A 12,398-nucleotide genomic window follows, 5' to 3' on the forward strand; every position below is an offset into this window, starting at 1 on the left:
TCTCCTGTTAAATAAGCTAAAGTGTTTTAAATCAGCTTTTTTAGGTATTATATTCAGGTTGGAGAAATAAAAATGAAGTCGAACTAAAAAAAATGAAGATGAAATTTGTAAAAGGAACCTTTCTGGGAATTTGTATGATACTTGGAACCGGAGCTTATGCCCAGGAATTTGATAAATATGATACCGACAAGGATGGAAAGCTCAACCAAACCGAGTTTACAGAAAGAAATAAAACCGGATACAGTACCTGGGATGAAAATAAGGACGGAAAACTGGATTACGTGGAATTATCAGACATGGCTTACGAAAGTTTTGACCGCGATAAAAATGATTTCCTGGATGCAGATGAATGGAACGAGGGAATTGAATCTGGCGTGGGAGCTACTTTAAGAGACCAGGATTATAGCTCTTTTGATATCAATATGGATGGTCAACTTGATATTGGAGAATGGGAAGAAGCAAATAACAACAACAGCTGGTTTGAAAGATATGATGCCAATGAGGACGGGCTAATCGATAATGAGGAATGGAACGTCAGCACTTTTGAAGATTGGGATGTCAATGATGACAATTATATTGATGAAGACGAATTCAACGATTATGATGCCTTTAGTAAATGGTAGAAAATCCAATGATAAGAAAAGAAAAAGCCCGCAAATTTGCGGGCTTTTTCTATGGGGTGTCAGGAGTTTTAATTCTGAAGCTGTGGCGTAGCCTGTTGAATATTGGACTCTGTCTGCTCCCTGTTCTTTACATATTTCTCAAGCCATTGATCCTGCTCCCACAGTACGTGAAGCACAGATTCCTTGGCGCTGTAGCCATGGCTTTCCTTTGGTAACATTACCAATCTTGCAGTAGCTCCTAAACCTTTAAGGGCATTAAAATAACGCTCGCTCTGCATTGGATAAGTTCCCGAATTATTATCGGCTTCTCCATGAATAAGGAGAAGCGGCGTCTTCATCTTATCGGCATGCATAAATGGGGACATGTTATAATATACTTCCGGAGCTTCCCAGTAGTTTCTTTCCTCGCTTTGGAAGCCAAAAGGGGTCAAAGTTCTGTTGTAGGCACCGCTACGGGCTATTCCGGCAGCAAAAAGGTTAGAGTGGGAAAGCAGGTTGGCTGTCATAAACGCGCCATAGCTATGGCCTCCTACCGCAACACGATCCCTGTCTATATATCCCAGTGCATCCACTGCGTCTATTGCAGCTTTTCCGTTAGCTACTAATTGTTTTCTGAAAGAATCATTGGGTTCTTCTTCTCCTTCTCCCACTATTGGAAAAGAGGCATCATCCAAAACCACATATCCACGGTTTACCCAATAAATTGGGGAGCCGTAATACGGATAGGTGAAATCATTTGCATTAGAGGTGTTTTGAGAAGCTGAATTCTTATCCTTGAATTCCCTCGGATATGCCCAAACGATCATTGGTAGTTTTTCAGGATTTTTCTTGTCATAACCTTCCGGCAGGTAAAGGGTTCCATTGAGCTCCAGGCCATCATCTCTCTTATATGTGATCACCTCTTTAGACACATTTTCCAGGCTTTCAAATGGATTTTTAAAACTGGTGATCTGGGTAAGATCCTCTTTGTTATCTATATCACGGATGTAGTAATTGGGATATTCGGCAGAAGCTTCTATTCTAACCAGAAGCTTGCCTTCTTCCAGGTCAATTGCATCTACAAGGGTTTCTTTCCTGTCATTATATGAGGACTGGTAAAGCCGGTCGGTTTCTCCTGTTTTAAGATCAATTTTGTCTACAAATGGATATTGACCTTCAGGCGTAAATCCGTCACCCATCAAAAAGCTGTTGTTCCTGGATAATTTCAGGACATACTGTCCGTAATCATTCTTTTCAGTCACAAAGCTGCCCGGGTCGCTGTAACGATCCTGGTAATTTCTGTCAAAGAGGACTTTTGGTGCTTTTTTGGGGCTTGAAGGATCAAAGACATAGGTGCGGGTATTACGGTTATTCCACCAATAGTCCATCGCAATAGCAGTGTTGTTATCCCCCCAGATAATTCCGCTAAAGCGATCTTTTGTTTTTAGGATTGGTTTACCCTTATCCTTAAAAGGTGCTTCCAGTAAAAACACTTCATCTCTAAAGGGTACTTCTTTTTCAGGATCTCCCCCGTCAAGAGCTTCTACATAAACCAAAGTAGCGGGAGCGTCACTTCTCCATGAAATATTGCGGCGGCCTTCTCTTTCGGCCATAAAACCTTTTGGAAGATCTTCAATTAGCGGGACATCGTTCACTTTATTCACCATTTGTCCTTCTTTGGTGTAAATTTCAGATTCTGAAGGGAAACGATTGTAAGGCACCAGGTATGAAAACGGCTTCTTGATATGTTCAACCATGACATAATTCCCGTCTGGAGAAAATGAAATGCTGCTGTACATTTTTGGATCCAGCCATTTTGAAGTAGTACCATCCAGATTTACCTTAACCAGCTCTGCACGGGCCAGTTGTTCGAAATTATATTCGTCATTTGGATTTTGCAGCAGGTCCTGATAGGTACGGTTCTGAGCTTCTTTCCCATCACTCACTGAAATGGTGGGGCCTGTAGGGACTGAAGTTTCAGTATCTATAAGTTTCTTCCTGTCCTGCGGCAGCATTTTGACCAAAATGGCAGAGTTATCTTTATACCAGTTGATCACATCACGCATATTAGCATTGAGCGTAGGGCCGGTAAGTTTCTTTGCAGTAGCTGTTTTAAAGTCGGCCACCCACAATTCCACCCCTTCAGAAGTAGTATGTGTAAAAGCCATTTTTGACTCATCGGGAGACCAGCTAAAATTTGTAAGCCTTGGTTCTTCCGGAAGCCCTTTTATCTGTACCGGCTCATCTGCCAATAGATCTTTAACCTGGATATTGTTATAATAAGTGGCGCGACTGCTGATGTTGGTCACCGGGTTGATCCTTAACCCGCCTAATCTAAGTTCTTCCTCGCTTAATTCGGCTATAGATTTATATTGGTCGCGGTAAAGAAATACAATCTTCTCGGCGTCGCTGTCAATTAAGGTGGAAGGCGCAAGAGGCACATCTACAAGTTCAAGGATTTCCTGTGGCGGTTTTTGATAGGTAAGGTTCTCCTGGGCGTTAATTGCTCCACTAAAGCAAAAAACGGAAAGGAAGCTTAAAATAACTTTTTTCATGGGAAATAAATTAGGTTGAATACTGCTGCGGCTTAGAATGTTAATCTTTCTTATATTGCACGGCAACTTTTTATTAATTGCCTAAATTTAAGAGAAATAATTTCACAAAGCCTAAAAAACATTTCATGTATCAGTCAAAAATTGCGGGATTAGGATTTTATGTACCGGAGAATGTGGTCACTAATGATGATCTTTCGAAGATCATGGATACCAATGATGCCTGGATTCAGGAGAGGACAGGAATAAAGGAAAGACGACATATTAAAAAAGGGGATGGCAACACTACAGCTGTCATGGGAGTAAAGGCAGCAAAAATAGCAATTGAACGCGCCAATATTTCCAAAGATGACATAGAGCTTATTGTTTTTGCAACTTTAAGTCCCGATTATTATTTCCCGGGTGGGGGAGTGCAGGTGCAGGAAATGCTCGACATCAATACGTGTCCGGCTCTTGATGTAAGAAATCAGTGCAGTGGCTTTATCTATGCGCTTTCTGTTGCAGATCAGTATATCAAGACCGGTATGTATAAGAATGTACTTGTGATTGGTAGTGAAAACCACAGCGGTGGACTTGATTTTTCAACCCGTGGCCGCGGAGTTTCTGTAATTTTTGGGGATGGGGCAGGAGCAGCAGTGCTTTCCCGCAGTGACCATAACGGGCAGGGAATCCTTTCCACTCACATGCATTCTGAAGGGAAACATGCTTTAGAGCTTTCTCTGAAGGGCCCGAGCACCATGCACTGGGTACCACAAATCATTGAAGAGAATCCCCAGGGTGATGATATTATCTATTATCCTTACATGAATGGTCAGTTCGTCTTTAAGAACGCTGTGGTTCGTTTTTCTGAAGTGATCATGGAAGGTTTAAAAGCCAACGGCCTGGAAGTTAAAGATATTGATATGCTTATCCCACACCAGGCGAACCTTAGGATCTCGCAGTTCATTCAGCAGAAATTTAAGCTGAAAGATGAGCAGGTTTACAATAATATTCAGAAGTATGGGAATACTACTGCGGCTTCAATTCCAATTGCTCTTACGGAAGCATGGGAGGAAGGAAAGATCAAGGAAGGAGATACGGTGGTGCTGGCAGCTTTTGGTAGCGGTTTCACCTGGGCAAGTGCAGTGATTAAATGGTAGAACAATGTATGGGAAGCCTGAAATCCGGAGAATAGGCTTCTTAAAATATAAAAATCCGCAGCTGTTAGGCTGCGGATTTTTTTTGGCTAATTCAAACAATCTATTAAAATAATCCTCCACCTTCATTGGTGTTGTCATCTCTTTGTTTTCTGTCCAGGGCTTTGTTCTTGCCACCTCCAAATCTATAGGAGAAGCCGAGGTAAACAGTTTGAGAATCTCCCCAAAAAGTTCCTCTCTGCTCATAAGGCACATCGCTGTAGAACTGGAATCTTTGGGTGCCAAAAATGTCATTTACATTAAGGCTTAGAGTTCCCTTGTCTTTAAGGATGCTGTAACGTGCACCTGCGTTCACGAACCAGAATTCTTTTGGATTGATCTGCAGCATTTTGGTTTTGCTACGGTACATCCCGAAAGATTGGAGGGTAAGTTTCTTGGTGACATTGAAACTTTGGTTGACTCGTAAAGCGAACATTGTTCCTTCTACCTCACGATAAGTTTCTCCAACCACTCCTTTTTCTGTGCTGCTGTACAATTCAAAACTTGGGTTGATGCTCCACCAGTTGAAAGGTTTATAGCGCCCGCTAAGCTCAACTCCATAAGCTGAATTGTCTTCCCAGTTCTCGAAAGTAAGCACCAGTCTTGAAGGGTCTTCGGGATCTACAAATAATACCTGACTAATTTCCTGTTCTACAAGTCTGTAAAACACACCTCCTGTAATACTGCTTCCTTTTTCGAAATTATGTGTGTAGTTCATCTCAATGGAATTGGTGAACTGAGGTTCCAGTTCAGGATTTCCAAGTTGGGTGAGTCGAGGAGTAGAAAACTCCCTCACCGGGTTTACCTGGTTCAATCCCGGGCGGTCCACTCTTCTCGAATAGCTCAACTGCAGGGTCTTCATTTCATCAAATTTATAGGAGACGAAAGCAGAAGGGTACAAGGTCAAATAATCGGTCTCATAGATTAGATCTCCATCCATTACAGCTTCAACATCATATTGTTCCAGCCTTGCCCCAACCTGATAGGACCATTTTTCAAGCGTTTGTCCAAAAGTTGCATAGGCAGAATAGATGTTGTTGTCATAGTTGTACAGCGTGTTGTCAAGGTTGGCATTAGTAGTGCTGTAATCATTGGTTGATCTTCTAAACCTGGCTTCGGCTCCGAGTTCGATCTTTGCTGTTTCTGAAAATGGATTTTCGTAATCCAGGTTTAAAGTGGTATTGGAAAGCTCGGCTCCCACGTCGTCGCGGTAGGAAGTAAAACCTCCCGATCCCGGTCCTGTGAAAGTGTAGTCGGCAATTTCAGTTTCGTCAGTAAGACTGTAATCGGCTTCCAGGATCAGCTTATGACCTTCAGGATTGAATGCATGGTTGTACACAAAATTGTACGTTTGAGTATGGTTCTCCCCGTCCAGTAAAAACGTTTGAGATAAATTTCTTTCATCGTTTGGCCCATAAAAAAGGTTTACCTTTCCAATAGGATCCCCATCATAATAGTTCTGGTTGGTATAGATGGAAAAGGTGTTCTTATCATCCATATAATAATCCATACCCAGTTTCACGAGGTAAGATTCATTCTTGTTAAGGAAGGAAAGTTGCTCGGTATAGTCGCGTGTAAAATTCTCTAACCTTCCGTTATTGCTGCTTTCCCCACCGTTAGTTCCCAGGTTGGTGAAAAAGTTCACTTTTCCGGTGCGGTAGTTCATGTTCAGTGATCCGGTATACCGGGTATGGTCCCCAATGGTAACTCCCGTGTTGAGGTTCCCGTTAAAGCCTAGATTTGAATTTTTATGAAGAATGATGTTGATGATCCCGCTCATTCCTTCAGGATTATATTTAGCTGAAGGATTGGTGATCAATTCTATACTCTTGATCGAGGTGCTGGGGATTTGTTTTAAAAGCTGAGCAGCAGGAATGTTGGTAGGTTTGCCGTCAATAAGTATCCTTACATTCTCATTGCCGCGCATGGAAATGTTACCGTCCTGGTCAACAGACAGACTGGGAATGTTGTTCATGATCTCACTGGCAGAAGCACCGGCAGTAGTCAAATCCTTTCCCACGTTGACCACCTTGCGGTCAATACGCTGCTCTATGGTAGATCTTTCAGCAACAATATCTACTGCATCCAGTTCTGCTACATCTGCTTCAAGAAAAATAGTACCGATGTTGATCTCTCTATTGCCTCCGGAAACCCTTATTTCCTTACTAAAAGACTTATATCCCATGAACTGGGCTTTAAAAATGTATTCCCCGTCCTTTAATTTTTCTACGGAAAAAGTTCCGTCTACTGTAGTAACGGCTCCGGTGACAAGTTCCCCGGAAGGGGTAGTGACCGAAATGGTTGCATAGGGAATAGGTTCCTTAAATTCGCTGTCCATGATCTGTCCAGTAATGGTACCCAGGTCTGTCGGGTCAGTCCCGGCATGACTTGAATAACTGAACAAGCTCATTACAAATACTAAAATTAACTGTTTCATTTTTTGATTGATTGATGGTTATTAATAGAATGATTGATGTTGCATAATACCTTGTATAACCTAATTAAAATTCATACGACCTCGTAAATATTTAGGCTACTATATAAAAGACTGCAGAAAAACCTGTTTGTTACAAAATTTTCAAAATTTAACCTTTGTGTAAGGAAATTCCCCAGGTAAAACCCTGAGCCTAAATTAAAAACCCGTGTAAAAAATTACACGGGTTTAGCATGGGGGTCATTTAACACTAACCATCAATGCTTTTCAATTCCCCCGATGCAGGAAATATTTCTTACCTTAAAGACTACAGAGTTTTATCTTTGTTACACTTGTAGAAAATTTTTTAAAAAATGGAAAAGAAAACCCTCGTTTTAGGCGCCACTACAAATCCGGGAAGATATGCACACATTGCTATTAACCGGCTGGTAAGGGCGCAGGTGCCTACTGTTGCACTTGGCCTTCGCAAAGGAGAAGTCGCCGGAGTCAATATTGAAACTGAAAAATTACCCTTTGAAGATATTCATACCGTGACCCTCTACCTGGGGCCGGCAAGACAGGAGGAATATTATGATTATATCCTGTCCCTTAATCCCGAGCGGGTGATCTTTAACCCCGGAACAGAAAATCCCGAATTCTATAAACTTTTACGAGAAAGAGGTATCGAGGTCGACATCGCCTGTACGCTCATCCTTCTTTCTACGCAGCAGTACTAGACCGAGGAAGGTGAGGAGGCCGTTAAGGATGAGAACAAAGAATCCAAATTCGAAACCAAACCATTTAAGGCTGTTGACGCTTATTATGTAGGTGAAAATAGGGGACAAAATGGCAATTACCGGCACCAGTTTATCCCGTACCTGCATGTTTGTGAAGAGGCCAAAACTGTAGAGACCTAGTAGAGGTCCGTAGGTATATCCCGCAAACACGAAAAGTTTTGCGATCACACTTTCATCTTTAATAATGTATTTGAAAGCAATGATCACCAGGATAATAACTACCGATACTCCAATATGGATCATTTTTCTAACCGTCTCCTGTTTTTTTGGGTCATATCTTTTTTCGATATCCAAAATATCGATACTAAAGGAGGTAGTAAGCGCTGTTAGGGCACTATCTGCACTGCTGTAAGCTGCAGCGATAAGTCCCAGGATAAAAAATACGGCTATTCCCACTCCCAGTTCTCCCGAGGTAGCGATCACCGGGAAAAGATCATCTTTAGAGGCTTCAATTCCGTTAGCGCGGGCATATTCAGTTAAAAGTACACCCAGTGCCATAAAAAACAGATTCACAAAAACAAGCACGATGGTGAACCAGAACATGTTCTTCTGTGCCTCACCCAGGTTTCGGCAGGTAAGGTTCTTTTGCATCATGTCCTGGTCCAGCCCGGTCATTACTATTGTAATAAATGCTCCGGAAATAAATTGTTTCCAGAAATAATCGGCACTTTTAATATCATCGAAAAAGAACATTTTTGACATCTCACTGTTGGAGATATGGGAGATGAGATCTCCACCCTGGATGCCAAGGTCTTCAGAAACATAATAGATACTAACCCCTACAGCTATCAGCATGCACAGGGTCTGAAGGGTATCGGTATAGACAATGGTTTTTATTCCGGAACGGAAAGTGTAAAGCCAGATCAATAAAATCGTCATTACCACTGTTGCCCAAAAAGGAATTCCCAGACTGTCAAACAGGATGATCTGCAACACATTAGCCACCAGAAAAAGCCTGAAACTGGAACCAACAATTCTGGAGAGTAAAAAGAATGAGGCTCCTGTTTTATAGGAATAAGTACCAAATCTTCCCTCGAGATAGGTGTAGATAGAGGTAAGGTTCATCCGGTAATAGAGAGGCAGCAGTACCAGTCCTATAACGGCATATCCCACCACATATCCCAGCACCACCTGCATATAGCTAAACTGGCTTGCCTCAACCCAGCCGGGGACAGAAATAAAGGTTACTCCGCTCAGAGAAGCACCAATCATTCCGAAAGCTACCACATACCATGGGGATTGCCGGTTAGCCTTGAAGAAGGTATTGTTATCTGAATTTCTTCCGGTGAAGTAGGATATTAAAATGAGAGTTGCAAAATAACCTGCAATAAGCAGAAGGATAAAGGAGGGCTGCATAAGTCAAATTTTCGGTGGCAAATTACAAAACTTCGCTCTATCCGCAGCATCCCTTCAGAAGTCTTCTTTTTCTGGGAATTGTATGAAATATAGAGTAATTTTGACCTTATGGATTTTTCTTCAAAATTATTGGAGGAAGCTGTAAATGAAATGTCTCAGCTTCCGGGCATTGGCCGGCGAACCGCGTTGCGGCTGGTGCTGCACCTTTTAAAACAACCCGAGTCTCAAACGGTTGCTTTGAGCAAAGCTTTACTGGACCTAAAGACCGAAGTGAAATTCTGCAGGAAATGTCACAACATAAGCGATACCGATCTCTGCGAGATCTGTGCCAGCCACAATCGTCAAAAGGAAGTGGTATGTGTTGTAGAAGATATACGGGATGTAATGGCCATAGAAAATACAAGCCAGTATCGCGGATTGTACCATGTTCTGGGAGGTAAGATCAATCCTATGGAGGGGGTGGGCCCTTCCCAGCTCACCATCAGATCTTTGGTGGAAAAAGCAAAAAATGGGGAAATTGAGGAGATCATCTTTGCTCTTAGCAGCACCCTCGAAGGAGATACTACCAACTTTTATATCTTTAAGCAGCTGGAAGGAGTAAATGTAAAGACCAGTACTATCGCCCGCGGAATTTCTGTAGGAGACGAACTTGAATATGCCGATGAGGTTACCCTTGGTCGTAGTATCACCAACCGAATTCCGTTTGAAAGCTCGCTCCGGAATTAATTCTGAAAAAGTACTCCGCTAAAAATATTGTAAATTTACCCAAAATCGGCAGGAGGAAAAAGGGTTAAATTCGACCTAAATTTTTTCCGAAGCTGAATAATTATTATTGACTGAGCTATTTTTTTAATAAATTCGCAGTCAATTAAGTGTATATAATCTTCTAGATAAGAATATGGCAAAATTTGAACTTAAGCTCCCTAAAATGGGGGAAAGTGTTGCGGAAGCGACAATAACAAACTGGTTAAAAGAAGTTGGAGATACTATTGATGCCGATGAGCCGGTATTGGAAATAGCTACAGATAAGGTTGACAGCGAGGTCCCAAGTGAAGTTGATGGAGTATTGGTGGAGAAGCTTTTCAACGCTGATGATGTGGTGCAGGTAGGCCAGACCATTGCCATTATTGAAACTCAAGGAGAAGGCGCAGCAGAGGTTACTCCCGTTGCAGACCAGCAGGTGCCATCGCCGGAAATTGAAGAAGCCGTTGCCCAGGCAGAAGGACGTGTGGAGGAAGCAAAAGCTATAAGTTCTGCAGATTATTCAGACAGCAACAGGTTCTATTCGCCGCTTGTGAAGAATATAGCCAAGGAAGAAGGAATTTCTTTTGAGGAACTTGAGCAATTAGAAGGAACAGGGAAAGAAGGTAGAGTCACCAAGAATGACATTTTAGGATACCTTGAAAACCGTTCTGCTCAGCCGCAAAAACAGGCGCAGCCGCAACCACAGGCTCAGCAATCTGCAGCTAAACAGTCGGCTCCGCAGCCTGCGAAAACACCTGTAAGTGTAAATGGAGAGGATGAGATCATCGAAATGTCCCGTATGGGTAAAATGATCGCTCATCACATGGTGGAAAGTACCCAGACTTCGGCGCACGTGCAATCTTTTATTGAGGTAGATGTAACCAACATCTGGAACTGGAGAAAGAAGAACAAAGATGCATTCGAGAAAAGAGAGGGTGAAAAATTAACTTTTACACCAATATTTATGGAAGCTGTGGCCAAGGCCATCAAAGACTTCCCTATGATCAATATTTCTGTAGATGGTGATAAAATCATCAAACGCAAGAATATCAATCTGGGAATGGCAGCCGCCCTTCCCGATGGGAATCTAATTGTTCCTGTGATCAAAAACGCCGATCAGCTTAACCTGGTTGGAATGGCTAAAAAAGTGAACGATCTTGCCAACCGTGCAAGAATGAACAAACTTAAACCCGATGATATCCAGGGAGGAACCTATACTGTAACTAACGTAGGAACCTTTGGCAGCATCATGGGAACTCCTATAATTAATCAGCCGCAGGTAGCAATTCTTGCCCTTGGTGCAATTAGAAAAGTGCCGGCAGTCATTGAAACCCCCGATGGAGATTTTATAGGCATCCGTTACAAGATGTTCCTTTCTCACAGTTACGATCACCGTGTGGTGAATGGAGCGTTAGGGGGGCAGTTTGTACAACGCGTAGCGCAGTACCTCGAAAAATTCGATCCCAAGACAGACATTTAATAAGTTGTCAAAAGTGATATAAAACCACGGCCTTTTAGTCGTGGTTTTTTTTGTTTAATAAATGACCGGCTGTGCGGCTTTTCGGTCTTTCTATTCCTCAGATCTCACAGATTTTTATCCACGGATCCACGAATTATTTCTCTTTTTTCATTTCTCTAAAAGAACTGCGAAATGTTTATAGGTCGCCCTTACAGGCCTTTTGGCATTGTATTCCACTAAACCCGGAGGACAACCTCAGGCTAATTATATTTCGCCCCGATGGGGCTTTGCTTAGGGTGGTGCTTGTGATCTTGGTGTTCAATGTTCTAAGCCTTAAATATAATCTCATTAATAAATTACATTGAAAGATGAATTTTCAAATTACCTCATTTTCAAATCTTCAAATTTCATACTGTCTACTGGCTACTGCTCACTGTAAACTTCTGATCCCAGATCATCTATCACTGATCACTACTTTTATTATCTTTACCAAAATTGAATGATATTCTAATGGAGCTGAAGCTTACCAAACCCCTTTGTTTTTTTGACCTTGAAGCCACCGGAACAAATGTGGCAAAAGACAGGATCGTGGAGATCTCTGTGCTCAAGATCTACCCTAACGGCAACCGCGAAAGCAGGACCTGGCTCGTAAATCCTACAGTGCCCATTCCAAAAGAAGTTGTGGCAGTGCATGGTATCACCAACGAAAAAGTTGAAAATGAACCTACTTTTAAGGAGTTGGCAGGAACAGTTTATGAAATGATCAAAGGTTGTGATCTTGCAGGTTACAACTCCAACCGTTATGATATCCCTTTGCTGGCGGAAGAAATGCTACGCGCAGGTGTGGATTTTGATATGAAGAATTCCCTGGCAGTAGATGTGCAAACCATCTTTCACAAAATGGAACAACGTACCCTTTCTGCCGCATATAAATTTTACTGCGGAAGAGAACTGGAGGGAGCCCACGGGGCTGAAGCTGATGCCTTAGCAACTTTTGAAGTCCTTAAGTCTCAGCTGGACATGTATGAAGATAAGCTGCAGAATGATGTAAAGTGGTTGTCTGAATTCAGTTCCCAAAAGAATTGTGCAGATATCGCCGGACTCATTGCTTTTGACAAAAAGGGCAGAGAAGTATTTACCTTCGGAAAATATAAGGGCAAAAGCGTAGAAGACATTCTGGAGCAGGAGCCCGGCTATTTTGGCTGGTTCCAAAATGCCGATTTCCCGCTGTACACCAAAAAAGTGCTTACTGCCATAAAACTCCGAAAATTAAATACCAAGCTTAAATAATCGTTCCAGC

Annotated in this window: 9 protein-coding genes; 6 read left to right on the forward strand and 3 right to left on the reverse strand. The window is 42.2% G+C overall.

The genetic code is table 11. The features are described from left to right. Positions 1-98 precede the first annotated feature (98 nt). A complete protein-coding gene (locus CRO16_RS12815) occupies positions 99-623 on the forward strand; it encodes an EF-hand domain-containing protein (RefSeq protein ID WP_179670540.1) in 525 nt (174 codons plus the stop codon). A gap of 68 nt (positions 624-691) precedes the next feature. Here the strand turns inward: CRO16_RS12815 and CRO16_RS12820 are convergent, their stop codons facing one another. Further along, entirely contained in the window at positions 692-3,157 is a 2,466-nt protein-coding gene (locus CRO16_RS12820) for a S9 family peptidase (RefSeq protein ID WP_097056769.1), read from the reverse strand. A 125-nt stretch (positions 3,158-3,282) separates the two neighbouring features. On the opposite strand from CRO16_RS12820, the gene CRO16_RS12825 reads away from it, so the two are divergent. Continuing rightward, the gene (locus CRO16_RS12825) at positions 3,283-4,293 is read left to right on the forward strand and encodes a 3-oxoacyl-ACP synthase III family protein (protein ID WP_097056822.1); all 1,011 of its coding nucleotides are present in this window, start codon (positions 3,283-3,285) and stop codon (positions 4,291-4,293) included. 103 nt (positions 4,294-4,396) lie between these two features. Here the strand turns inward: CRO16_RS12825 and CRO16_RS12830 are convergent, their stop codons facing one another. Next, a complete protein-coding gene (locus tag CRO16_RS12830; RefSeq protein WP_097056770.1) occupies positions 4,397-6,766 on the reverse strand; it encodes an outer membrane beta-barrel family protein in 2,370 nt (789 codons plus the stop codon). A 350-nt stretch (positions 6,767-7,116) separates the two neighbouring features. Between CRO16_RS12830 and CRO16_RS12835 the strand changes: the two genes are divergently transcribed. Beyond that, positions 7,117-7,479 carry a CoA-binding protein gene (locus CRO16_RS12835; RefSeq protein ID WP_097056771.1) on the forward strand — a complete coding sequence of 121 codons (363 nt, stop codon included), beginning with the start codon at positions 7,117-7,119 and terminating at the stop codon, positions 7,477-7,479. On the opposite strand, the gene CRO16_RS12840 is transcribed toward CRO16_RS12835, so the two are convergent. Beyond that, positions 7,411-8,895 (reverse strand): sodium:solute symporter, encoded by a 1,485-nt coding sequence (locus CRO16_RS12840; RefSeq protein WP_097056772.1) that lies wholly within the window; start codon positions 8,893-8,895, stop codon positions 7,411-7,413. The genes CRO16_RS12835 and CRO16_RS12840 overlap by 69 nt on opposite strands. A gap of 108 nt (positions 8,896-9,003) precedes the next feature. Between CRO16_RS12840 and recR the strand changes: the two genes are divergently transcribed. The 3 genes from recR (at position 9,004) to CRO16_RS12855 (ending at position 12,388) form a co-directional block, all read left to right on the forward strand. After that, complete coding sequence (gene recR / locus CRO16_RS12845; RefSeq protein ID WP_097056773.1) at positions 9,004-9,621, forward strand: recombination mediator RecR; 618 nt, start codon at positions 9,004-9,006, stop codon at positions 9,619-9,621. Between the two features lie 172 nt (positions 9,622-9,793). Beyond that, complete coding sequence (locus CRO16_RS12850) at positions 9,794-11,119, forward strand: dihydrolipoamide acetyltransferase family protein (protein WP_097056774.1); 1,326 nt, start codon at positions 9,794-9,796, stop codon at positions 11,117-11,119. A gap of 489 nt (positions 11,120-11,608) precedes the next feature. Further along, positions 11,609-12,388 carry a 3'-5' exonuclease gene (locus CRO16_RS12855; RefSeq protein ID WP_097056775.1) on the forward strand — a complete coding sequence of 260 codons (780 nt, stop codon included), beginning with the start codon at positions 11,609-11,611 and terminating at the stop codon, positions 12,386-12,388. Positions 12,389-12,398: the final 10 nt, after the last annotated feature.

Source organism: Salinimicrobium sediminis (assembly GCF_900215295.1).
In the GTDB taxonomy this organism is placed as follows: domain Bacteria; phylum Bacteroidota; class Bacteroidia; order Flavobacteriales; family Flavobacteriaceae; genus Salinimicrobium; species Salinimicrobium sediminis.